We start from the raw sequence: 23,684 nt of genomic DNA, 5'->3' as shown, positions 1-23,684 counted from the left end.
CCCTAAATGTGTGGAAACGCCAAGTGGCCCCGCGCTTGCGGCCAGGGGTCACCGAAGTGGCGTGAACGGGTAGTCGATTGTCGGTCCAGGATACCCGTACGGCGGCGCGCGGCCATCGCCGCGCGCCGCCGAATCGGTACAAAAGATCAGCCGTTCTCGCGCAGCCCGAGCCGGGTGTGCACGGCCCGCAGCGGGCCCGGCGCCCACCAGTTCCACCGCCCGGCCGCCCGCATGAACGCCGGCACCAGGACCGGCCGGACCAGCAGCGCGTCTAGGATGATCGCCAGGCTGGCGCAGAGGCCGAAGAACTGGATCAGCGACACCCCGGACGAGAGCATGGCCAGGAACGACACCGACAGGATGCCGGCCGCCGCGCTGATCACCCGGACACTGCGGGACATCCCCTCGACCACCGCGGTGTGCAGGTCGGCGCCCTGCTCGTGCCGCTCGATCACCCGGGACAGCACGAACACCTCGTAGTCCATGGAGAGGCCGAACGCCACGCAGAACAGCAGCACCGGGATGGCCACCGCGAGCGGCGCCCCGGTCTGCCCGAGCAGGTCCGACAGGTGCCCGTCCTGGAACACCCAGACCGCCACGCCGAACACCGCGCCCATCGTCAGCGTGTTCAGCAGCAGCGCCTTCAGCGGCAGCAGCACGCTGCCGGTGAGCAGGAAGAGCAGCACGAACGTGCTGACCGCGATCAGGATCGCGGCGATCGGCAGGCGGGACCCGATCGAGCCGGTGATGTCCACCAGCTGCGCGGCCGGGCCGGTGACCAGCACCGGCACCTCGCTCGGCACCGGCACCGCGCGGATCCCGCGGGCCAGGTCGGCGCCCGCACCGGAGTACGGCTCCACCTCGCTGACCACCGAGAACCAGGTGGCGTCGCCGGCCACGAAGCGTGGGTCCGGGTGCCCGGGGGCGACCACGATCACCCCGTGCTGGTAGGTGCCGACCATGCTGTCCACCCGGGTCACGCCCGGCACCTCGGAGAGCCGGGCGGCGTAGTCGGCGACCCGGATCCGGGCGTCCGTCCCGGTACCCCAGTGCTCGGCGACCACCACTGTGGCGCCGCTGCCGGTGTCGGCGAACTCGGTCCGGACGACGTCCGCCACGACCCGGCTCTCCGCCTCCCGGGGCAGCACCCGGTCGTCGGCCACGCCGAACCGCACGTGGCCGAAGGGCAGCGCCAGGACGACCAGGACCAGGATCACCGGGGCCGCGGTGAGCACCGGGCGGCGCAGCACGAACGCGGCGAACCGGCCCCAGAACGCGGGACGCTCGGGACGGGGCCGCCACAGCGCCCACCTGTCGATCCGGTGCCCGAGCACGGTGAGCAGGGCGGGCAGCACGAACAGCGCGGCGCCGACGGTGGTGAGCACCACGGCGATGCCGGCGAAGGCGAACGACCGCAGGAAGTACTGCGGGAAGACGAGCAGGCTGCACAGCGCCACCGCCACGGTCGCGGCGCTGAACAGGATGGTGCGGCCGGCCGTCCGCATGGTGGCGCCCAGCGCTGCCGCCAGGTCCGCGGACCTGGTCCGTTCCTCCCGGTACCGGGAGACGAAGAGCAGGCTGTAGTCCACCGCCAGGCCGAGGCCCAGCGCTGTCGCCATGTTCACCGAGAAGACCGACACGTCGGTGATCGCGGCCAGCAGCCGCAGCGCCCCGAGCGTGCCGACGATCGAGAAGATGCCGATCAGCAGTGGCGCCCCGGCCGCCCCGACCGTGCCGAAGACCAGCAGCAACAGCACCAGGGTGATCGGGATGGCGATCGACTCGGCGGTCGCCAGATCCTTCGTCACCTGCTCGTTGATGTCGTTGTTGATCTGCGTGAACCCGCCGAACGAGACGGCTACCGGCCCGTCGGCGGCGAGTTCGTCGTGCAGGGTGCGGGCGCGGTCCGCGCTGCCGTCCTCGTCCCCGTCCACGTGGACCAGGATCATGCCCTTGTCACCGGCCCGGCTGGCCAGCTGCGGCAGGTGGTCGGCCCAGTACGACCCGGCGACCGTCACGCCGTCGGCGGCGCTGAGCCGCTGGGTGACGGTCTGCGCGGTGGCCCGCACGTCCGGGTCGTCGACGCTGCCGCCCGGCTTGCCGATCAGCACCACGAGGTTCGGGTCCGCGGTGCGGAAGCGCTCGGAGAGGACCTGCCGGCCGCGTACCGAATCGGAGTCCGGGTCGTCGAAGCCGCCGGTCTTCAACGCCGTCACCACGTCACCGCTGAACGCCACCGCCAGCCCGGCCAGCAGCAACGCGAGGAACAGGACGAGCTTGGGGCGGCGGGTGGTGAGCCGGACCACCGGGCCGGGGGCGACCGGCTGGTCTTCCCCGGCCCGGGGCGGCTTGGTAGTCAGAGAGGTCATCGCCGGTGGCGCTCTCAGGCCGGCTGCGGCACGCGGGCCGGGTCGAGGTGCCGGGCCACCAGGTCCACTGTCGTCTCGATGTCCTCGGTGCTGTGCTCGGCGGTGACGAAGAACCGCAGCCGGGCCAGCTTCTCCTTCACCGCCGGGTACATGATCGGGTTGGCGCTGACCCCGTTCTTGAGCAGGGTGTCGGCCAGCTTCAGCGCCTGCACCGAGTCACCGGTGATGCACGGGATGACCGGGGTGCCGGCGCTCGGGCCGGTGTTCAGGCCGGCCTGCTTGGCCAGCCGCAGGAAGGTCGCGGCCCGGTCGTGCAGCACCTTCAGCCGCTGCGGCTCCTCGCGCAGGATGTGCAGGGCGGCGAGCGCGGCGGCGGCGTTCGGCGGGCTCATCCCGGCGCTGAAGATGAAGCCGGGCATGGTGTACCGCAGGTACTCGATCAGCTCGTGCCGGCCGGCGATGTAGCCGCCGCAGCTGGCCAGCGACTTGGACAGGGTGCCCATCCAGATGTCCACGTCGCCGCGGTCCACCCCGAAGTGCTCGCCGACCCCGCCGCCGCGGGCGCCGAGCACGCCGATGCTGTGCGCCTCGTCGACCATCAGCAGCGCGCCGTGCTTCTTCTTCAGCGCGATCAGGGCCGGCAGGTCGCAGATGTCGCCGTCCATGCTGTAGACGCCCTCCACGATGATCAGCACCCGGCGGTACCGGTCGCGGATCCGGGTGAGCAGCGCGTCCAGGGCGGCCAGGTCCTGGTGCGGGAACGGCTGCCGGTTGGCCCCGGAGAGCCGGCAGCCCTGCAGGATGCTGTCGTGCGCGAGCGCGTCGTGCACGATCAGGTCCTCCGGGCCGACCATGTGCCCGATGATCCCGACGTTGGTGGAGTGGCCGCCGAGCAGCGAGATCGCGTCCTCGGCGCCGACCAGGGCGGCCAGGCCGCGGTCCAGCTCGTCGTGCAGGGCGCGGTTGCCGGAGAGGATGCGGGCGGCGGAGACCGAGGAGCCGTACCGCTCGACCGCCTCCTTCACCGCGTAGTTGACCATCGGGTGGCCGGACAGGCCCAGGTAGTTGTAGCTGGAGAAGGAGATCAGCTGCCGGCCCTGCACCGAGGTCCGGGCGTTGATCACCGAGTCGTGCACGATGTAGTACGGGTTCGCGACCTTGACCTTCTCCAGGATGTTGCCGCGCGCCTCGAACTGGACGACCTCGGGGAGCTTCGTCACGTCGGCGACCTCGGCCCGCTTGGCGTCCACCCGCGGGACGAGCGCCTGCTCCGGCACCGGCGCGGCGGCCGGGGCGGTGACCGGCGCCGGTGCGACCGCGACGCCCAGGGCCTCGGCCAGCAGCTGCGCCATCTCGCCCACCGTGGCGATGCCGAACACCTGCTCCGGTGCCAGCTCGAGGTCCGGCCAGCGGCGCTTGGCCGCGGCGATCAGCTCGGCCGTCATGATCGAGTCGAAGCCCAGGTCGGCGCCGAACGACTGGTCCGGCCGGACCATGTCGGCCGGGTAGGCGCTGATCTTGCCGACCATCGCGGCGACCTCGTTGAAGATCTTCGGGTCCTCGGTCCGGCGGGGAGCGGGCACCGGTGCCGGCCGCTCCGGGAGCTTCTCCAGGGCCACCGGCTTCTCGGGAGCCTTTTCCAGGGCCGCCGGCCGCTCCGCGACCGCGGGCCGCTCGGCGACGGCGGGCCGCTCGGCGACCGCGGGCCCGTCCAGCGGGCCCGCCGGCTCGGCGCCGATGTCGCGCAGGACCGCGAGCTGTTCCCGCAGCAGAGAGATGACGTCATTCACCGGAATCGGCGCTCCGTTCCTGGTTACGGCTGCCGGCTGCGCCTCGCGCACGGCCGGGGAAGGAATTTCGTGTTTGCGGACAAATCGGGCCGCTTCCGCTTTCTTTTCGGTACGCCGGATCGAGTAGTGCTGCGTGGCCAGCGGTGACGGCGGCAGCGTGGCCAGCGGCACCCCGAGTCCCTCGAACAGTGGCGTGAGATCCACCGGCACCCCGGCCACGGCCAACCGGCCCAGCCCTTCGAGCAGGGCGTACCCGTCGTCCGGCTCGGCCGGCATCAGCGCGATCGAGTCCAGCCCGCGCGCCGACGGGGTCTGCGCGGCCATGCCCAGCAGGGCGTCCCCGGCCGAGACCTGCACCAGGATCTTGGCGCCGGCGGTCACCGCCGCGTCCACCGCGTCGCGGAACAGCACCGGGGCCGAGCCCTGCCGGCTCCAGAGCGCGCGCAACGTCTCCGGATCGGCCGGCGCCGCCGGGTCCACGCTGGAGATCAGCGTCCGGATCGGCTTGCGTACCGGCAGCTCGGCCACGTGCGCGGCGACCCGGGTGTCGACCTCGGACATCAGCGGGGAGTGGAAGGCGTGCGAGACGCGCAGCGGCGCCACCGGCACGTCCCGGGCCCGGCACCTGTCGACCAGCCGGCCCACCGCGTCCCGGTGCCCGCTGGCCACGATCTGCGTCGGGTGGTTGTAACAGCCCGCCCAGACCCCCGCGATGCCGACCCGCAGCTGCTCGAACCCGGCCGCGTCGATCCGCACCGCGGCCATCGTGCCGGGTGCCGGCTCCTCGCCCGAGGTGACGGCGGCGCCCCGCTCGATCAGGAAGTCGATGCCGTCGTCCGGGGTCAGCGCCCCGGCCGCGACCGCCGCGGCCAGCTCGCCGACGCTGTGCCCGAGGGTCACCTGCGGGGTCACCCCGAGCTCGGCGAGCAGCTGGGTCATCCCGATCCCGGCCACGCCGAGGCCGGGCTGACAGATCCGGGTCGCGCTGACCTGCTCCTCGGCGCCCGGACCGGGCGTGTCGCAGAGCAGGTCGGTGACCGGCGCCCCGGTGCGCTCGTCGACCCGGTCGGCGAGCGGCCGGACGTGCTCGGCCAGCGCCGGGAAGCGGGCCACCAGGTCACGCAGCACGCCGGGGCGCAGCGAACCCTGCCCGGGGTAGAGGAAGGCCAGCGAACGCTGCTCCGGGGTGAGCGGGGCGGTGCCCGCGTACACGCCGGGGGCGAGGCGGCCGGTGGCGCCGGCGGCCAGCTCCCGGGCCGCGGTGGCGAGCCGGTCGGCCAGCTCGGTCCGGGTCCGGCACATCACCGCGAGGCGGGCGCCGAGCAGCCGGCGGCTGGCCATCGTGCGGGCGACCGCCGCGGGGGTCAGTGCCGGGTCGGCCGCCACCAGACCCGACAACCGCTTCGCGTACGACGCGAGCAGCTCCCCGCCGTCCGCCGTCAGCAGCACCACCCAGGGCCGCGCCCCGTCCGCGTCCTCGCCGTCGCTCTCCGGCTCGGGGGCCTCGCTGAGCACCGCGTGCACGTTGGTCCCGCCGAATCCGAACGAGCTGACCGCGGCCCGCCGCCGGTCGTCGGGCGGTGGTGTCCAGGCCGCCGGCTCGGTGGCGATCGCCAGTCCCGCCTCGGCCAGCGGCAGCTCCGGGTGGGCGGCCACGGCCGGCTGCGGCGGCACGGTCCGGTGGTGCAGGGCCAGCGCGGTGCGCAGCACGCCGGCCGCGCCGGCCGCCGGCAGGGTGTGCCCGATGATCGCCTTGCCGGACGAGAGGTAGCAGGGCCGGTCCGCCGACTTGACCCGCAGCCGGCGGATCGCCTCGACCTCCACCTTGTCGCCGACAGTGGTGCCGGTGCCGTGCGCCTCCAGGAAGTCGATCGCCCCAGGTTCGATCCGCGCGTCCCGGTACGCGGCCCGCATGGCCGCCTCCTGGCCCTCCGCCCGCGGCGTCATCGGCCCGGCGCCCTTGCCGTCGTTGGCGGTGCCGATGCCGTTGAGCACCGCGTAGATGCGGTCGCCCGCCTCCAGCGCGTCGTCCAGCGGCCGCAGCACGGCGAGCGAGCCGCCCTCGCCGAGGACGAAGCCGTCGGCCCGGGCGTCGAACGGCCGGCACACCCCGGCCGGCGACAGCGCGCCCACCCGGGAGAAGCCGACCAGCGCGCTGGGGGTGAGGTTGACGAACACCCCGCCGACCAGGGCCGCGCTGCACGAGCCGGTACGCAGATGGTTGACCGCCTCGTGCATGGCGACCAGCGCCGACGAGCAGGCGGCGTCCACCGCGAAGGACGGGCCGCCCAGGTCGAGCAACTCGCTGACGGTGGCCGGGGCCATGTTGAGCAGCGAGCCGGCCATCGAGAACGACTGCGGCGGGTCGATCGCCGCCTTGGCCGCCTCCGCGATGGCGGCCAGCAGTTCGGGGTCGTTGGCGTTCGGCGAGAGCGAGCCGTCCGCCAGCATGCTCGCGGTGAGCCGCGCCCCGGTCATGTCCTTGTAGTCGGCGGTGCTCAGCCCGACGAAGACACCGGTGGTCGACCGGTCGAACGGCCGCCGCTCCCAGCCCGCGTCCTGGACGGCCTCGCGGGCCAGGTCGACGAGCAGCCGGTGCTGCGGATCCATGGCTTTGGCACGCCGTGGCGGGATGCGGTGGTGCAGGGCGGCGAACTTCTCGACCTCGTCAAGAAAGGCCACCCGGTCGGTGTACGTGGAATGGGTGTCACGGAAATTCGTGGAATAGAATGTCTCGTGATTCCAACGCCCCGGCGGTACGGGCCGGAATTGATGAGCGGCGGCCAGTGAGTTCGCCCAGAACTCGACCACGTCGCGCGCCCCCGGAAAACGGCAGGATAGGCCGACGATGGCAATGTCCAATGAAGTTCCCCATGCTTGCGTGCCTGAAGGTCCGCGGTGAGCGGCCAAATAAAGCGCGGAACAGGCCGATGGCGGGATGCGCTTTGTGAGCAGAGGCTAACCCACGCCGGGGATTTTCCATGGAAGCCGCTACGGCGTTTTCGCCAAACCTTCCGCAGCTTCACAGCCAAAGCTAAAGCACTCCCGTCCCCACCTGTGTGATCTTTGCCTCGGGATCACCCGCCAGTATTAACCGCGTGTCCCCTCCAGCGGTTTCGGGCGTTGTTCCGGTGCAGGCCGGGGAGGACACGCGTCACCCGTTGGTGTGTCGGTTTGGGAAAAACGCCCGCTTCGCCTAGTTTCGTGCCCTATGAAGCACACGACCATGCGGTGGCTCGCCGCGGCCGTGGCGCTGGCCGGCATCGCCGTCTCCAGCCCCGCCCAGGCCGCCCCGAACTTCCGACCGATCCGGATGAACGCGACTGCCTACTACGGCACGCTCGACGTCATCGCGCGCGAGACCCTGGGCCTCAAGGCCCACTTCACCACCTGGGACGGACACCCGGTGGCCGGCCTGCCGATCCAGTTCACCACCACCGGTGAGCGGTTCCCGCTCTGCGAGGCGACCACCGACTTCGGTGGCTGGGCGGAGTGCAAGAACGGGCCGGTCCCGCCGCCCGTCTCGCTGGCCAACCTCCTCGTCAACGGCTACGACGCCGTCTGGCTGGGCAACCGGCGGTTCGCCCCGGTGAGCGCGCACAACAACATCGGCATCGGCTGACGCCGATCAGGAACGGCCATGGGGCGCGCCTCGGCGCGCCCCTGGGCCGCACCTCACGACCGCAGGTCCGCGCTCACCTCGTGCAGGTGACGCAGCGCCTGCCGATAGGAATCCAGCAGCCCGGTCATCTCGTAGGGCACCCCGACCTCCGCGCAGTACGCCCGCACGATCGGCTGCGCCTTGGGCAGGTTGGGCGTCGGCATCGCCGGGAACAGGTGATGCTCGATCTGGTAGTTCAGCCCGCCCAGCGCGACGTCGGTGAGCCGGCCGCCCCGCACGTTCCGCGAGGTCAGCACCTGCTTGCGGAAGAAGTCCTCGGTGCCGTCCGGGTGCGGCATCCCCTTGTGGTTCGGCGCGAAGGTCATGCCCAGGTAGACCCCGAACAGCGCCTGGTGCACCACCAGGAAGGCGAGCGCCTGCAGCGGGCTCAGCACCAGCAGCAGCGCCGCGGCGTACCCGGCGAAGTGCAGGCCGAGCAGCGCCCACTCCCGGCCGCGCTGCTTGACCGTCCCGGCGCGCAGGGCCCGCACACTGTCCCGTTTCAGCGAGATCCCGAGCAGGGTGAGCAGCGGGAAGAAGAGCCAGGCCTGGTGCTTCTGCACGAACCCGCCGCCGCGCGCCTGCTCCCGGGACCAGACCAGCACCCCCGCGCCGACGTCCGGGTCGAGATCGTCGTGGTTCGGGTTGGCGTGGTGCTTGGTGTGCTTGTCCATCCAGTAGCCGTAGGACATCCCGATCGCCAGGTTGCCGGCCAGCAGGCCGGCCCGCGAGCTCGGCTTGTTGGTGCGGAACACCTGGCGGTGCGCCAGGTCGTGGGCGACCAGCGCTACCTGCGCGAACACCACGGCCAGGAAGGCCGCCACCAGCAGGTTCCACCACGACGCGCCGACCAGGACGAACGCCGTCCAGCCGCCGATCAGCGCGGCGGTGACCAGGCTCAGGCGCAGGACGTAGTAGCCGGGCCGCCGGCGCATCAGTCCGGCCGCGTTGATCCGTCGGTTGAGCTCGGCGAAGTCGCTGCCCGTGGCGCGCGGCCGTTCCGTCGTCGTCGTCATGCTTTTCAGCCTCGCGGAACGCGGGCGCCCGGTCAGGAGTGCCAGCCCGCGACTGCGAGGTAGTGCTGGCCCTACCGACAACGCCCGGCCGGATCGGCAGGATGGTGTCATGGACTCGCGTGACTGGATCCGCGACGGCCTGCGGGCAGTGCTCAGCGGGTTGCTCGCCATCCCGCTGGCCGTCGTCAACCTGCCGCTGTTCGTGCTCTCGGTGTCCGCCCTGGTGCTGAGCGTCGTGCCAGGCCTCGGACTGATGATCTTCCCCGCCGTGACCCTGCTGGTCCGGGCCCGGGCCGATCTCGCCCGCCGGCTGGCCGGGCGCGCCGGCCTGCCGATCCGCCGCCCCTACCGCCCGGCGCCCGAGCGGGCGACGGTGGGCGGCTGGCGGCACTACAAGTGGATCGTCACCGACCCGGCCACCTGGCGCGACTTCGCCTGGCTGCTGCCCGGCGCGATCGTCGGCCTCGGTCTCGGCGTGCTCACCCTGGCCGTCCCGGTCTACGGCCTGGAGGGCGTGCTGCTCATCCCACTGTGGATCTCGCTGGGCTCCGACTGGTACGGCTACGGCGCGATCTGGCCGATCGAGACCGTCGGCGAGGGTTTCCTGTCCCTGCCGCAGGGCGCGCTGATCCTCTCGGTGGGCCTCGCCGTCGCGCCCTACCTGCGCCGCTTCGACGCCTCCTTCGGCCGGCTGTTCCTCGGCCCGACCCGCAGCGCCGAGCTGCTCCTGCGGGTCAGCGAGCTGACCGTGACCCGGGCCGACGCTGTCGACGCGCAGGCCGCCGAGCTGCGCCGGATCGAGCGGGACCTGCACGACGGCGCCCAGGTCCGGCTGGTATCGCTGGGCATGACCATCGGGCTGGCCGAGGAGATGGTCGAGGGCGACCCGGCCGGTGCCCGCAAGCTGCTCGCCGAGGCCCGGGAGACCAGCTCCGCCGCCCTGGCCGACCTGCGCCACCTGGTCCGCGGCATCCACCCGCCGGTGCTCGCCGAGCGCGGGCTGGACGGCGCGGTCCGGGCCCTCGCGCTCGCCGTCCCGATTCCGACCACTGTGGAGACCGCGCTGCCCGGCCGCCTGGACACCCCGGTCGAGTCGGCTGCCTACTTCGCGGTCGCCGAGGCGCTGGCCAACGCGACCCGGCACAGCTTCGCCCGGACCGCCGGGGTCGAGCTCTGGCACACCGGATCGACACTGGTGATGCGGGTCAGCGACGACGGCCTCGGCGGCGCCGACCCGTCCGCCGGCAGCGGCCTGCGCGGTATCGAACGCCGTCTCGCCGCGTTCGATGGCACGATGAGCCTGTCCAGCCCGCCGGGCGGACCGACTGTCGTGACCATGGAGTTGCCTTGCGCGTCGTCCTCGCCGAAGACCACGCCCTCCTCCGGGACGGGTTGACCCGCCTGCTGACCGCGCACGACTGCCAGGTGGTGGCCGCCGTCGACAACGGACCGGCGCTGCTGCCCGCCCTGCTCGAGTACCGGCCGGAGGTGGCGGTGGTCGACGTCCGGCTGCCGCCGACCTTCACCGACGAGGGCCTGCAGGCCGCGATCGCCGCCCGCACCCGGATCCCCGGCATGCCGGTGCTGGTGCTCAGCCAGCACGTCGAACCGCTCTACGCCCGCGAGCTGCTCTCCGACCGCGCCGGCGGCGTCGGTTACCTGCTCAAGGACCGCGTCTCGCACGTCGCCCAGTTCATCGACGCGGTCCGCCGCGTCGCCTCCGGCGGCACCGCGATGGACCCCGAGGTGGTCTACCAGCTGCTGGCCCGCCGCCAGTCGCCGCTGTCCGCGCTGACCACCCGCGAGCGCGAGGTGCTCGGCCAGATGGCCGAGGGCCGCTCCAACGGCGCCATCGCCACGAAACTCTTCATCGGCGAGAAAGCCGTCAGCAAACACATCAACAACATCTTCACCAAGCTCGACCTGCCCGTCTCCGACGACGACAACCGCCGGGTCCTGGCCGTCCTCACCTACCTGAACGCCTGATCGGTAACGGTCCGCCCACCCACGACAAACCCGATTTCGTACGCCTTCCCCGCACCAACCGCAAGCGGCGACTCCCGTGCTACCTCGCGAGGTGGTGCGCCTCTCCAGACCGCCCGGCGACCGCCGGGCGGTATCCGTGGAGACGCCCGGCGGTCCCGCCCAGCCAGCCGGTCCGCCGGGGTCCCGCCGCGGGTCAGTGGGTCCAGGTCAGGCGGGCGACTCGGCCCTGTGCGCCGGAGGCCCAGCAAGCGTGGGCCACGCAGGCGACCGCGTCGAAGCTGCCGGTGTCGAAGCGGCGCCAGGTGACGCCGCCGTCGGGGGAGTAGTCGCTGCCGGTCGGGCCGACGGCGATCGCGGTGCGCGGGCCGGACCAGGCGACGCCGGAGCGGTACTCGCCCGGCGGCACGGCGGCGACCAGCCAGTCGCGGCCCTTGGTGCGGGCGGCGCCGGCCGGAGCCGAGGCCGGGACGGTGTAGTCGCCGCCGACCGCGAGGCCGTGGTGCGGGTCGCGATAGGCGAGCGAGTAGATGCCGGCGCTCGGCCCGCTCGGGACCGGCGTACCGGTGACCCGCCAGGAACGCCCGAGGTCACGCGAGGTGAACACCCGGGCGGTCGCCCCGCCGCCGGTGGCGAAGAACGCCTGCCCACCCGCCGAGACCAGGCAGGTCCCGCTGGCCGCGAACGCGAACTCGCCGTCCAGGGCGGCCGGCATCCCGGTCGTCGGCAGCACCGACCAGGACCGGCCGCCGTCCCGGGTGGCCAGGATCCGGAACTTGCCGCCGACCGGGTCGGAGAGGGCCAGGCCGTGCCGCCGGTCGAGGAACGTCATGCAGTCGTAGAACGCGGCGGCGTCCTCGTTCTGAAAGGCGCGGGTCCAGGACCGGCCGCCGTCCGAGGTGGTGTAGATCCGCGAGTCGGTGCCGGAGCCGATGGTCAGCGCCACCGCATGCCGCGCGTCGAACGCCTCGATGTCCCGGAACTGCAGCGCGGCGGCGTCCGCCGGGCCGACCGAGGACCAGGTGCGGCCGCCGTCGATGGTGCGCAACACCGTGCCGGCGCTCCCGGCCACCCAGGCCACCGACCCGCTGACCGCCGACAGCCCCCGGAACTGCGCGGTGGTCCCGGTATCGGTGAGCCGCCAGCCCAGCCGCCCCATCGAGGCCGGCGTCGTCGAGCCCAAGCCCGCCGCCGTCGAGCCCGAGCCCACCAAGTCCGACCCTGAGCTTTCCGAGCCTGAGCCCGCCGAGGTCCCGTTCGTGACCGAACTCACTTTCGGCAGTGCGGCGGAGTCCGTGCCCGTCGCCGAGACCGGAACCGCGGCCGTGGCCGCCGCCGGCAGGCCGACCGCCGCGCCGGTGAGCGCCGCCAGCCCCAGCGAAGTAATCGACAACCTTCGTTTGATCGTCATGCCCGGAGAACTTACCCGCCCCGGCAAGCGTGTGGCACGACACTGATCCGCGGGATGCCGCACGGGAGAATTCCGGGCTTACCACAATGTGGGACATGGAGTCTCCGCCGCAGCTAGCAGTCACCGTCGCCATCACCCGGCGGGCCGATCCGGCCCGGGATGCCGAGATGGCCGCCTGGGTCCGTGCCGGCGCCTCGCTCGCCGAAGACTTCCCCGGTTTCCTCGGCACCGGCTGGGTCCGCCCGGAGCCGGGTTCCCCGGAATGGCACATGCTCTACCGCTTCGCCGACGCCACCTCCCTGCGCGAGTGGGAGGAGTCCCCGCAGCGCCAGTGGTGGCTCTCGTCGGCCGAGGGCTTCGTCGAGCACACCCGCGTCGAGAAGCGCACCGGCATCGAGGGCTGGTTCGACCCGCCCCGCGAGCTGAAGGTCGACCACCAGCCCCCGTCCACCCCACCCCGCTGGAAACAGGCCACCACCATCTGGCTCGGCTTCTTCCCGGTCAGCCTGCTCTCCGGCTGGCTGCTGGCCCCGCATCTGGTCACCTTGAACCTGGTGCTCCGCACCTTGATCAGCACGCTGGTCCTGACCCCGATCATGACCTACCTGGTCCTGCCCCACGTCACCCGAGCCCTCCAGCCCTGGCTCCGCCGCTGATCCGATGCAGGGGTTGAGGTCAGCGCGGACGAGAGCGCTTGATGGGAAGCCAGCTCATCAGTATCGGACCAAGTTTCGGCATCAATCGAGGACCGAAAACGCAAAGTGTTTGTTCCCAAGGGTGGCCGAAGGTGCCCTCGGTCATGTCTTCGGTGAGGAAGGTGTGGTAATCCCCGTCCGGGAATACTTCGACAGGCCAAGTCTCGTCGTCCGCGACAGCGTGGCGATGTGGCCAGAACCAATGGCAGGAATGCTGCCAATCCAATACGAGAAGGCGTTCTTCGGCGGAGAACGCTTGTGTCATTGAGAAAAGAGTAATGGCATTGATTGCCGCTTGTCCGGCTGCAAACGTGGCACCTGGATCGGCGAAGAGCGGGTGGAGGTCGAACGTCACTGATGGGCTTGGCTCAATGATGGCGGCGTCAGGCTCTGCGTACCCGGCCCTGAAATCAAATTTTCTGTCGAAGGCATCCCAGAACTTCCTGTAAAGGTCTTCCGGGAGGTGCTCCCATGCCGGCATATCCACATCTGGAGTGTAGACACGACGGCCGAGTTGTGTGGTCTTGAGGTAAAACCCGCGCTTCTTCCAGGTAGTAAGTGGCGATTATTGGTTGGTTGTGTTCTCGCTGTGGTCGACATGTGAAGTGGCCCGCCCCGTCCATGCTGCTGTGATTGGACGGGGCGGGCCTATCGTGTTGCGGATACTACTGACGACTCATTGGGTGGAACTGAACCTTCGTCGGGTGCCGGTTAGATTGCTGATCTCGCTACCGCGCTCGATAGAAGGAGGCGTAGTGATCATCGGTGTACCAGGCCGATCCATCGTTGCCGGTAACCAGGCGCTCCCCGCCTCGGTCCTGGCCTCTTACCTTCGGATTCACATCCCATTCTGTGTATTTTACTGAGTTCTGCCCGGGAAGAATTGAAGAACCCCGCGAGCCGTCATTTCCCCAAGGCCTGTTTCCCTTATAACCCGGCGGTGCCGCCTTCTTGGTGTCGACGTGGTTGAGCACATCCAGCGCCTTCTTGGGGACCGGGCCCTCGTTCAAGCGAAGACGATTGCCGGAATACAGGGCCCTGTCGAACGGGTCGCAGATGTTGTGTACGAGTACAGGTTCAGAACCGGCGAGGACGTAGTAGGTGTGGATGCCGTCGACGGTGAGGTTGTAGGCAAGGCCCTGCGCAACGGAGATCGGGTCGAAGGAGTCGACTCGGCCGTGTCCGCCGTTCGGCGTGCGCAGGAGGTCGCCGGCGTCGAGTTGGTCGGCTCGCTCCCACGCCTGGTCGGTGACGTCCCAGAACGGGTGGTTCTCGGTGGTGATCAGCTTTTGGCCGTCGATCACCAGTTGGTAGAGGTCGTCCTGGTGCACCCACGTGTGGATGACCTCACGCGTGGAGTCCGTACCGTGCTCGGCGTCGGTCACCGCGACGTCGTCACCCGGCTTGATGTCCTCGATGGCCTTGGTGGTGCCGTCGGCCATCAGGACCCGGGTGTCGCCGGAGAAGCTGCAGGTACCGCTGGCCAGGTCGCGTTCGGCGGCTCGGCCGCCGGCGGCGGTTCGGGTGCCGCGGAACTTGCTGCCGAAACCGGCGGTGACGGCGCCGATGGCCAGGTCCATGGCGGTGGTGGGCTGACAGTCGATGGTGTTGGTGGCCCAGGTGAAGGCGGCGCCGACGGCGGCGTTGACGGCCCAGGCGGTGGCGGTGGCGGCGGCGCCTTCGAGGCCGAGGGCGCTGGCCGCGAGGATGCCGGCGCCGGGCATCAGGGCACCGGCGATGGCTCCGGTGAGGGCGCCCTTGCCCGCCGCCTTCGCCATGTCGGTGTAGTTGAAGTTGTCGTCGTTGCGGTGCTGCCAGGCGTAGCTGGCGCCGCTGACCACGCCGCCGATCACGCCGCCGACCAGGGCGCTGACGCAGAGCGGGCACTGGCCGGAGGGGTCGGTGTTCTGCAGCGGGTTGTTCTCGGCGTACGCGTACGGCTGCAGGGTCTGGTCGACGTTGGGGTCGATGGTGAGGAACTGGCCGGTGGCCGGGTCGTAGTCGCGGGCCCGCAGGTAGAGCAGGCTGGTGACCGGGTCGGTCCAGTTTCCGGTGTAGCCGATCGCGCTGTCGGTGCCGGTGTGCAGGGTGCGGTTGCCGTAGGTGTCGTACGTGTTGGTGCCGGCGACGGTGCCGGTCGAGTCGGTGATGACCCGGACCGAGCCGAGAGCGTCGGTGTGCAGGTAGGTGACGGCGCCGGTGCGGGAGACCTGCGCGTACGGGGTCAGGTTCGGCCCGTACAGGTAGCGGTTGGCGCCGTCGTCTAGCAGCAGGGGCAGGGCGCCCTTGGCGGCCCACACGAAGTCGCGGGTGGTGCCGCCGCTGGTCCGGCCGGTGCGCAGGCCGTCGCCGTCGTAGGTGTAGGCGACGGCGGTGGTGCCGCGCGTGACGGCGGTGATCCGGTTGGCCCGGTCGTAGGTGTAGGTGGTCGGGGTGGCGCCGGCGATGCCGGTGCTGGTGCGGTTGCCGCGCTGGTCGTAGCCGTAGCCGCTGACCGCCCCGCTCGGCGCGGTGGTGCTGGTCAGCCGCCGGGCCGCGTCGTAGGCGTTGGTGGTCTTGTCGGGCAGGGCGGTGAGCAGGCCGTTCGGCGTGATGGTGTAGGCACCGGTGGCGCCCTCGCCGCTGGTCGTGGTGACCGAGGCGACCTGGCCCCGCTGGTCGTAGTCGTAGTTCTGGTTGCCGGTCGGGCCGTTGCTCGTGGTGAGCTGGCCGGCGTCGTCGTACTGGTAGGTGAAGGCGGTGACGTTGGCGGCCGGGTTGGTGATCCGGATGGACGAGATGCGGCCGTTGCGGTCGTAGTCGAGGTCGTCGGTGACCCCGTCCGGGGTGGTCTGGACGTCGAGGCTGCTGTCGGCGGTCCAGCCGAAGGTGGTGACCTTGCCGGTCCAGTCGGTGGCCGAGGTCATCCGGTTCGCGGCGTCGTACTCGTAGGTGAGCGTGTCGCCACCGGGGTAGGTCAGCTTGTGCAGCCGGCCGGCGGCGTCGTACTCGTAGCCGACGGTGTTGCCGGCGCCGTTGCGGCTGCTGGTCAGCCGGCCGTCGTGGTCGTACTGGTAACTGGTGGTGCCGGTGCCGTCGGCCATGCCGGTGCGGCGGCCGGCCTTGTCGTACTCGTAGTGCACCGCGGCGGTCGCCGGGTCGTCGTAGGTGAGGTCGCTGACCCGCCCGGCCTTGTCGTAGTGGCGGGTCGCGGTGGTGCCGTCGTTCTGGACGGTGTCCTTGGGCCGGGCCGCCTCGTCGTAGGTGTAGCGGGTGACGATGCCGCCGGGCAGCGTGCGGGAGTCGGTCTGGCCGGCGTCGTTGTAGGTGTAGCTGGTGACGCCCTGGTCGGGGTCGGTGACCTGCTTCAGGCCGCCGTCGTCGTAGTACTCGTACCGGACCGTGGAGCCGTCCGCGTTGGTGACCGTGTCGATCCGGCCGTCGGCGGTGTAGACCGTGCGGGTCACCCGGTGGTCCGGGTCGGTGACGGACGCGACCCGACCGGCCTGGTCGTAGGTGTAGACGGTCTCCTTGAGCTTGGCGTCGATCGTCTTGACGACCTGGCCGGCGTCGTCGTACACCGTCCTGGTGACGGCGCCCGACGGGAGTTCGGTGGTCAGCAGCCGCCCGGCCGCGTCGTACGTGAACTTGGTGGTGCCCGCCGCGGTCTTCTCGGTGAGCTTGTCGCCGAGCGCGTCGTAGGTGTACTCGACGGTGTTGCCGTTGGGGTCGGTGACCTTCTCGACCTGACCGGCCGCGGTGTAGGTGTAGTCGGTGTGCCGGCCGGCCCGGTCGGTGGTGCGGGTGAGCCGGCCGGCGAGGTCGTACTCGGTGTAGCTCTTGAGGTTGGTCTCCGGGTCGGTGACCGAGTACTGGGTGCCGTCCGGGTAGTACTCGTAGGCGGTGGTGCCGCCGTTCGCGTCGACGACCGCGACGGTGCGGCCGGCGTCATCGAACGTGGTGGTGCTGGTGACCTGCAGCAGCGCGTTGGTGACGGTGCGGACCCGGCCGTCCGGGTCGTAGCCGTAGGTCACCGGCCGCTGCATCGGGTCGATGACCTTCAGCAGGTCGCCGTTGGTGTCGTACTGGTAAGTGGTCTTGTGGCCCTCGTCGGTCTCCCGCGAGTCGAGCGTGTTGTCGGCGTTGTAGGCCAGCTTGTTGACCTGCCCGCTCGGGGTGGTGCTGGTGAGCAGGTTGCCCCGGTCGTCGTAGGTGAAGCGGCTGGTCTGCCCGTCCGGCGTCTGCTCGGTCAGCTTGTCGCCGTAGGCGTCGTACGTCCAGGGCGTGGTGCGGTGCAGCGGGTCGGTGTGGCTGAGCGTGTTGCCGGCGGCGTCGTAGGTGAACTCGTTGACCGTGCCGTCCGGGCCGGTGATGCTCACCGGCTGCGAGGTGGCCTGGTCGTAGTCCCAGTACGTGCTGGCCGCCACCGCCGTGCCGGCCGCCTCGGTCCGCTTGCGCAGCTGCCCGTCGACGTACTCCTCAATGGTTTTGATCTTGCCGGGCTTGGTGATGGTCACCGTCGAGGTGCCCACCACGTCGCCGGTGGCGTAGGCGAACTCCCAGACCTGGTTCATCGGCTCGGTCTGCTTGACGACCCGGCTGAACTCGTCGAACTCGTTCACCGTCTCCGCGCCGCGCGGGTCGGTGTACTTGGTCAGCAGGTGCTTGCTGTCGTACTCGTACCTGTTGGTGATGTTCTCGGGGCCGGTGACCGTGGTCAGGTTGCCGGCGCTGTCCCGGGTGTAGGTGACCTTCGCGCCGGACGGCGCGGTGACCGTCTCCAGGTAACCGTCGCTGTCGTAGGTGAAGGCCAGGGCCCGGCCGGAGCCGAGCGTGACCGTCGTCAGCTGCGACGACGCGTTGTAGGAGAACGTCATCGTCATGCCGTTGCGGCTGACCTGCCGGACGATCTTGCCGGCCGCGTCGAACACCATGGTCAGCTCGCGCTTGCGGGTGAAGGTCCAGGTGCCGTCACCGTTCTTGACCAGCGTGGCCTGCAGGCGCGGGGCGCCCTGGTAGGTGCCGTCGGCCTGCTTCGCGAACGCCGCGGCGCTGCCGTTCTCCTGCGTCACCCGCACCGTGGACGGCGAGGGCTGGGCGAGGTTCATGCCGTACGGCCAGGCCCAGCCGTAGCCGAGCACGCTCTTGGTGCCGGCCGTGGTGGAGCTGTACGTGCGCGTCATCGAGAAGGCGCCGCCGTGGTCGTTGACGCTCAGGTCGGTGGCCGGCTCGGTCAGGGCGCCGGTGTCGGTCTGCACCGGGTCGCCGTAGCAGGTGGAGCTGCACGGGTAGGCGTTCGACGGGTTGCTGCCGCCGGCGGTCTCGTAGGGCAGCGTGGGGCCACCCGGGTCGACCGGCTTCTTGATCTTCTTGACCTTGCGCAGCGCGGTGCCGTCGGCCACCCACAGGTAGCTGCCGTCGCTGGCGATGCCGGTGATCTGGCTGAACCGGGCGTCGTAGTAGGGCCCGTCGAGCAGCCCGGAGATGACGCCGCCGACGATGCCGTCGCCCGCGCCGGTCACCTTGTTGATCCGGTCGATGCTGATGGCGTACTGGTCGGCGCCCGAGCGGACGGCGAGGTACAGGTAGTCGCCGACCAGCGTCATCGCGCGGACGTCACTGCTGCCGAGCCGGGCGACGGCGGTGCGCTCACTGGTCGCCAGGTTGATCCGGTAGAGCGTGTTGTCCCAGTACCGCAGGCCGTAGAGGTACGTGTCGTCGGCGGCGATGGCGCTCGCGCCGTAGTACTCGGCCTGCAGGGCGTAGGGGTAGACGCCGGTCTCGGTGGAGGTCAGCTCGTAGCGGTAGATGGTGCCGTTCGTGGCGACCAGGTAGGCCTTCTTGCCGGCGATCGTGCCGTAGTTGACGGAGAGGTAGTTGAAGTCGAGCCGCGGCACGCCGACGGTGCTGGTGCCGCCGGTGGCGGGGTCGACCCGGCGCAGGCCGCACTCGTCGTAGACGTAGACGAACCGGCCGTCCGACCCGATCACCCGGAACTGGCTGGAGAACCGGACTCCGTCACCCGTCGAGTCGTTCTGACAGTTGGCGTCGACGGCGGCGCCGGCGACCACGGTGGCCGCGCCGGACGACTTGTTGACCTTGACGAGCTGGGTGCCCTTGTTGAGGTAGGCGTACCCGTCCAGCAGCGCGATGCCGTTGGTGGCCGGGCCGGTGCCGGCCAGGGTGCCGGCGGGGGCGACGGTGGTGACCGCGCCGGCCTCCATCACCGGGCCGGTCGGCGCCACCGCGATGGCCGGGGCGGTGACCGAGGTCAGCGAGCGCAGCCAGGTGCCGGTGGTGTCCCGGTCGGCCAGGTAGAGCTTGGTGCCGTCACTGGCGATCCCGACCACGCCGGTCAGTGCCGTGGTGCCGGCTCCGCTGGGCGAGACCAGCACCTTGCTGCCGTCGGTCTTGCTGATCCGCACGATGGTCAGCGCGCGGGCCGGGCTGTTGGTGGCGGTGTCCCGGTAGGCGGCGTAGAGGTAGTTGCCGACCGAGGTCATCGCGTACACGTCGGAGACCAGCAGGCGGGCGAACTCGGTACGTTCGCCGGTGGCCAGGTTGATCCGGTACAGCATGTTGTCCCAGTACCGCAGGCCGTAGAGGTACGTGTCGTCGGCGGCGATGGCGCTCGCGCCGTAGTACTCGGCCTGCAGGGCGTAGGGGTAGACGCCGGTCTCGGTGGAGGTCAGCTCGTAGCGGTAGATGGTGCCGTTCGTGGCGACCAGGTAGGCCTTGTTACCGGCGATCGTGCCGTAGTTGACGGAGAGGTAGTTGAAGTCGAGCCGCGGCACGCCGACGGTGCTGGTGCCGCCGGTGGCGGGGTCGACGCGGCGCAGGCCGCACTCGTCGTAGACGTAGACGAACCGGCCGTCGGAGCCGATCACCCGCAGCTGGGCGGCGAACCGGACGTCGGCGCCGAGTGCCGCGTTGCCGCAGTCGGTGGAGGCGGCGGAGCCGGCGACCACGGTGACCGCGCCGCTGGTCTTGTTGACCTTGACGAGCTGGGTGCCCTTGTTGAGGTAGGCGAAGCCGCCGAGCAGGGCGATGCCGTTGGTGTCCGGGCCGGTGCCGGTGAGCGCGCCGTTGACGGTGATCGTCGAGACCGAGCCGGCGTCCATGATCGGAGTGGTGGCCGGAGCCGCGACGGCGGGGGCGGTGACGGAGGTGAGCGAGCGCAGCCAGGTGCCGGTGGTGTCCCGGTCGGCCAGGTAGAGCTTGGTGCCGTCGCTGGCGATGCCGACCACGCCGGCCAGGGCTGTGGTGCCGGTGCCGCTCGGCGCGACGAGCACCTTGCTGCCGTCGGTCTTGCTGATCCGGACGATGGTCAGCGCTCGCGCCGGGTTGCTCGACATGTCCCGGTAGGCGGCGTAGAGGTAGTTGCCGACCGAGGTCATCGCGTACACGTCGGAGACCAGCAGGCGGGCGAGATCGGCGCGTTCGCCGGTGGCCAGGTTGATCCGGTACAGCATGTTGTCGTAGGGGCGCAGGCCGTAGAGGTACGTGTCGTCCGCGGCGATCGCGTTCGCGCCGTACCCGTAGCCGGTGCTGCTCAGCACGTACGGGTAGGTCTTCGCGTCGGTCGAGGTGAGGTCGTAGCGGTAGACGGTGCCGGTCTCGGCGACCAGGTAGGCGTACTTGCCGGCGACCGTGCCGTACTTGACGTAGACGTAGTTGTAGTCGAGCTGGGGGATTCCGACGGTGCTGGTCGCGCCGGTGGCGGGGTCGACGCGGCGCAGGCCGCACTCGTCGTAGACGTAGACGAACCGGCCGTCGGAGCCGATCACCCGCAGCTGGGCGGCGAACCGGACGTCAGTGCCGAGTGCCGCGTTGCCGCAGTCGGTGGAGGCGGCGGAGCCGGCGACCACGGTGACCGCGCCGCTGCTCTTGTTGACCTTGACGAGCTGGGTGCCCTTGTTCAGGTAGGCGAAGCCGCCGAGCAGGGCGATGCCGTTGGTGGCGGCTCCGGTACCGGCGAGCGCGCCGTCCGCGGTGATCGTGGCGACCGAACCGGCGTCCATCACCGGGGTGCTCCGGTAGGTGGCGAGCACCTCCCACCGGAACCCGGCGGTGGCGGTCTGGCCGGCGCCGTCGGTCGCGGTGATCTTGGGGGTGGCCGAGCCGGCCAGGGTCAGCGTGCCGGTGATCTTGCCGGTGGCGGGATCGATGGTGAGGCCGCCGGGCAGGCCGGTGGCGGCCCAGGTGTAGGTGCCGGTGCCGCCCGCCGCGCCGGCGGCGACGCTGACGCTCTGCTGCTCCAGGCCGACCTGGTCGGCCGGCGGGGTGACGGTCATCGGCGTCACGACGGTCCAGCCGAAGGTGGCCGCGTTGCCGCGCCCGGCGCTGTCGGTGGCGGTGACGGTGACCGAGCCGGTGGCCGCGGTGGTGGGCGTACCGGTGATGACGCCGGTGGCCGGGTCGAGGGTGAGCCCGCCGGGCAGGTTCGCCGCGGACCAGGTGTAGGTGCCGCTGCCGCCGGCGGCCACCAGGGTCAGGGTGGTGGCCTTGTCGAGGACGCTGGTCTGCGCGCCGGGGTTGATCACCGCGACCGGGCCCTTGACGGCGATCGTGAAGGTGACGGCGCTGGTCCGCCTCGCCGCGTCGGTGGCCGTGGCCGCGACGGTGTAGTCACCGGCGGTGCCCGGCGTGCCGGTGACGGCGCCGCCGCTGGTGACCGTCAGGCCGGTGGGCAGGCCGGTCGCGGTCCAGGTGTACGGGCTGGTGCCGCCGGTGGCGGTCAGGGTCAGCGTGGTGGCGGTGCCGGTGGTGCCGTTCTGGCTGCCCGGGTTGGTGGCGACCAGCGGCGTGGCGACCGTCCAGGTGACGGAGACGGCGCTGGTGCGGCCGGCGGCGTCGGTGGCGGTCAGGGTGGCGGTGGACGTCCCGGCGGCGGCCGGCGTGCCGCTGATGACGCCGCCGCTGGTGACCGTCAGGCCGGTGGGCAGGCCGGTCGCGGTCCAGGTGTACGGGCTGGTGCCGCCGGTGGCGGTCAGGGTCAGCGTGGTGGCGGTGCCGGTGGTGCCGTTCTGGGCGCCCGGGTTGGTGGCGACCAGCGGCGTGGCCACGGCCCAGGTGAAGGTGGTCGTCCCGGTACGGCCGGAGGCGTCGGTGACGGTGACGGTGACGGCGGCGCTGCCGGCGGTGGTGGGGGTGCCGGTGATCACGCCGGTGCCGCCGTTGATGCTCAGCCCGGCGGGCAGGCCGGTGGCCGCCCAGCTGTACGGGCTGGTGCCGCCGGTGGCGGTCAGGGTCTTGGTGACCGCCACGCCGGTGGTGCCGTACTGGGTGCCCGGGCCGGTCACCGAGGGGGCGATGCCGGCGATCACGGAGAACGTGGCGGTGGCGGTGCGCGCGGCGGCGTCCTTGACGGTGACGGTCACCGACGAGGTGCCGGCCGCGGCCGGCGTGCCGCTGATGACGCCGGTGGTGGTGTTGATGCTCAGGCCGGTGGGCAGGCCGGTCGCGGTCCAGGTGTACGGGCTGGTGCCGCCGGCCGCGCTCGGGGTGATGGTGGCCGGCTTGGCGACGGTGACCTGCTGGCTGCCGGGGTTGGGCAGGGTCAGCGCGGCAGCGATCGTCCAGGTGAAGGTGACCTGGCCGGCCCGCTTGGTGGCGTCGGTGGCGGTGACGGTCACCGAGCTGCTGCCCGCGGTGGTGGGCGTGCCGCTGATGACGCCGGTGGTGGTGTTGATGCTCAGCCCGGCGGGCAGGCCGGTGGCCGCCCAGGTGTACGGCGTCGTCCCGCCGGAGGCGGTGATGGTCTTCGAGGCGGCCGTGCCTGCCGTGCCGGTCTGGGCGCCGGGGTTGGCGACCGTCGGAGCGGCGGCGGTGACCACGCTGAACGAGGTGCTGGCGGTGCGCTTGACCGCGTCGGTGATGCTCACCGCCACCGTGCTCGTCGCCGCCGTGGTGGGGGTTCCCGACACCACGCCGGTGGTGGTGTTGATGGTCAGCCCGGCGGGCAGGCCGGTGGCCGCCCAGGTGTAGGGGGCGGTGCCACCGGTCGCGGCCAGCGGCAGGTTCGTCGCGGCGCCGATGGTGGCCTGCTGGGTGCCGGGGCTGGTCACGGCCGGGGCCGCCGCGGCGACATCCCAGGTGAACGTGGCGCTGCCGGGGATCTTCGCGGCGTCGGTGGCGGTGACCTTGGTGGTGTAGACACCGGCGGTGGTCGGGGTGCCGGAGATCGCGCCGGTCGACGCGTTGATGGTCAGGCCGGCGGGCAGGCCGGTGGCCGACCACACGTACGGGGTCTTCGCGCCGGTCGCCGCCATGCTCTGGCTGACCGCGACCTTGACCACCGAGGCGCGGGTGCCGGGGTTGGTGACGGTCGGGGCGGTGCCGGTGACCCAGCTGAACGTGACGCTGGCGGTGGCCTTGGTCGCGTCGGTGGCGGTCAGCCTCGCCGAGTAGGTCGCGGCGGTCGTCGGGGCGCCGGTGACGACGCCGGTGGAGCTGTTCAGGGTCAGCCCGGCCGGCAGTCCGGTCGCGGCCCAGGTGTAGGGCGTGGTGCCGCCGCCGGCCGCCATCGTGAGGCTGGTCGCGACGTTGACGCCGCTGTACTGGCTGCCGGGGTTGGTGACGGCCAGGACGGTCACGGCGGCCTGTGCGACTGACGGTACGGCGACATAGCTCGCGAGCACCGAGGCGACGCTGAGCAGCACCAGGGTGCTGATGCGCCGCGTCGGCCGGGACTTCGGCGGCGCCGGCGACGCGGCGACGGCGCTTGACCCACGACTACTCATGGACAACCTTCCGGGCAGGGGGATACCTAGAAATTGTC

General features: G+C 71.4%; 11 protein-coding genes. 5 read left to right on the top strand and 6 right to left on the bottom strand.

Annotation, left to right across the window (positions count from 1 at the left end):
* Positions 1–146: 146 nt before the first annotated feature.
* Complete coding sequence (locus Actob_RS36580; protein ID WP_284916528.1) at positions 147–2,369, bottom strand: MMPL family transporter; 2,223 nt, start codon at positions 2,367–2,369, stop codon at positions 147–149.
* A gap of 14 nt (positions 2,370–2,383) precedes the next feature.
* Positions 2,384–6,970, bottom strand: a complete 4,587-nt coding sequence (locus Actob_RS36575; protein WP_284916527.1) for a type I polyketide synthase — start codon at positions 6,968–6,970, stop codon at positions 2,384–2,386.
* 400 nt (positions 6,971–7,370) lie between these two features.
* Between Actob_RS36575 and Actob_RS36570 the strand changes: the two genes are divergently transcribed.
* Positions 7,371–7,781, top strand: a complete 411-nt coding sequence (locus Actob_RS36570; RefSeq protein WP_284916525.1) for a hypothetical protein — start codon at positions 7,371–7,373, stop codon at positions 7,779–7,781.
* A 53-nt stretch (positions 7,782–7,834) separates the two neighbouring features.
* On the opposite strand, the gene Actob_RS36565 is transcribed toward Actob_RS36570, so the two are convergent.
* Complete coding sequence (locus tag Actob_RS36565) at positions 7,835–8,836, bottom strand: fatty acid desaturase family protein (RefSeq protein WP_284916523.1); 1,002 nt, start codon at positions 8,834–8,836, stop codon at positions 7,835–7,837.
* Between the two features lie 109 nt (positions 8,837–8,945).
* On the opposite strand from Actob_RS36565, the gene Actob_RS36560 reads away from it, so the two are divergent.
* Both Actob_RS36560 and Actob_RS36555 read left to right on the top strand, forming a co-directional pair.
* Positions 8,946–10,232 carry a sensor histidine kinase gene (locus tag Actob_RS36560; RefSeq protein WP_284916522.1) on the top strand — a complete coding sequence of 429 codons (1,287 nt, stop codon included), beginning with the start codon at positions 8,946–8,948 and terminating at the stop codon, positions 10,230–10,232.
* A complete protein-coding gene (locus tag Actob_RS36555; RefSeq protein WP_284916521.1) occupies positions 10,184–10,822 on the top strand; it encodes a LuxR C-terminal-related transcriptional regulator in 639 nt (212 codons plus the stop codon). The genes Actob_RS36560 and Actob_RS36555 overlap by 49 nt, the downstream gene beginning before the upstream one ends.
* Before the next feature lie 193 nt (positions 10,823–11,015).
* Here Actob_RS36555 and Actob_RS36550 read toward each other — a convergent pair whose 3' ends face one another.
* Entirely contained in the window at positions 11,016–11,870 is an 855-nt protein-coding gene (locus tag Actob_RS36550; RefSeq protein WP_284916520.1) for a beta propeller repeat protein, read from the bottom strand.
* On the opposite strand from Actob_RS36550, the gene Actob_RS36545 reads away from it, so the two are divergent.
* Together Actob_RS36545 and Actob_RS36540 are read left to right on the top strand one after the other, a co-directional pair.
* Positions 11,857–12,276, top strand: coding sequence for a hypothetical protein (locus Actob_RS36545; protein ID WP_284916519.1), 420 nt, complete (start codon positions 11,857–11,859; stop codon positions 12,274–12,276). The two genes, Actob_RS36550 and Actob_RS36545, sit on opposite strands and share 14 nt — an antisense overlap.
* A gap of 49 nt (positions 12,277–12,325) precedes the next feature.
* Positions 12,326–12,886 (top strand): antibiotic biosynthesis monooxygenase, encoded by a 561-nt coding sequence (locus Actob_RS36540; RefSeq protein ID WP_284916517.1) that lies wholly within the window; start codon positions 12,326–12,328, stop codon positions 12,884–12,886.
* 19 nt (positions 12,887–12,905) lie between these two features.
* Here Actob_RS36540 and Actob_RS36535 read toward each other — a convergent pair whose 3' ends face one another.
* A complete protein-coding gene (locus Actob_RS36535; protein WP_284922450.1) occupies positions 12,906–13,406 on the bottom strand; it encodes a DUF2716 domain-containing protein in 501 nt (166 codons plus the stop codon).
* 247 nt (positions 13,407–13,653) lie between these two features.
* The gene (locus tag Actob_RS36530) at positions 13,654–23,646 is read right to left on the bottom strand and encodes a putative Ig domain-containing protein (protein WP_284916516.1); all 9,993 of its coding nucleotides are present in this window, start codon (positions 23,644–23,646) and stop codon (positions 13,654–13,656) included.
* Between the last annotated feature and the right edge of the window lie 38 nt (positions 23,647–23,684).

The sequence above is a fragment of the Actinoplanes oblitus genome, assembly GCF_030252345.1.
Taxonomy (GTDB): domain Bacteria; phylum Actinomycetota; class Actinomycetes; order Mycobacteriales; family Micromonosporaceae; genus Actinoplanes; species Actinoplanes oblitus.
This window is presented reverse-complemented; position numbering and strand designations above follow the sequence as displayed.

Coding starts and splice junctions, on each gene's coding strand:
- Actob_RS36570 (WP_284916525.1), top strand. CDS start 7,371: ATGAAGCACACGACCATGCGGTGGCTCGCCGCGGCCGTGGCGCTGGCC.
- Actob_RS36560 (WP_284916522.1), top strand. CDS start 8,946: ATGGACTCGCGTGACTGGATCCGCGACGGCCTGCGGGCAGTGCTCAGC.
- Actob_RS36565 (WP_284916523.1), bottom strand. CDS start 8,836: ATGACGACGACGACGGAACGGCCGCGCGCCACGGGCAGCGACTTCGCC.
- Actob_RS36535 (WP_284922450.1), bottom strand. CDS start 13,406: ATGCCGGCATGGGAGCACCTCCCGGAAGACCTTTACAGGAAGTTCTGG.
- Actob_RS36545 (WP_284916519.1), top strand. CDS start 11,857: ATGGTGCGCAACACCGTGCCGGCGCTCCCGGCCACCCAGGCCACCGAC.
- Actob_RS36580 (WP_284916528.1), bottom strand. CDS start 2,369: ATGACCTCTCTGACTACCAAGCCGCCCCGGGCCGGGGAAGACCAGCCG.
- Actob_RS36540 (WP_284916517.1), top strand. CDS start 12,326: ATGGAGTCTCCGCCGCAGCTAGCAGTCACCGTCGCCATCACCCGGCGG.
- Actob_RS36530 (WP_284916516.1), bottom strand. CDS start 23,646: ATGAGTAGTCGTGGGTCAAGCGCCGTCGCCGCGTCGCCGGCGCCGCCG.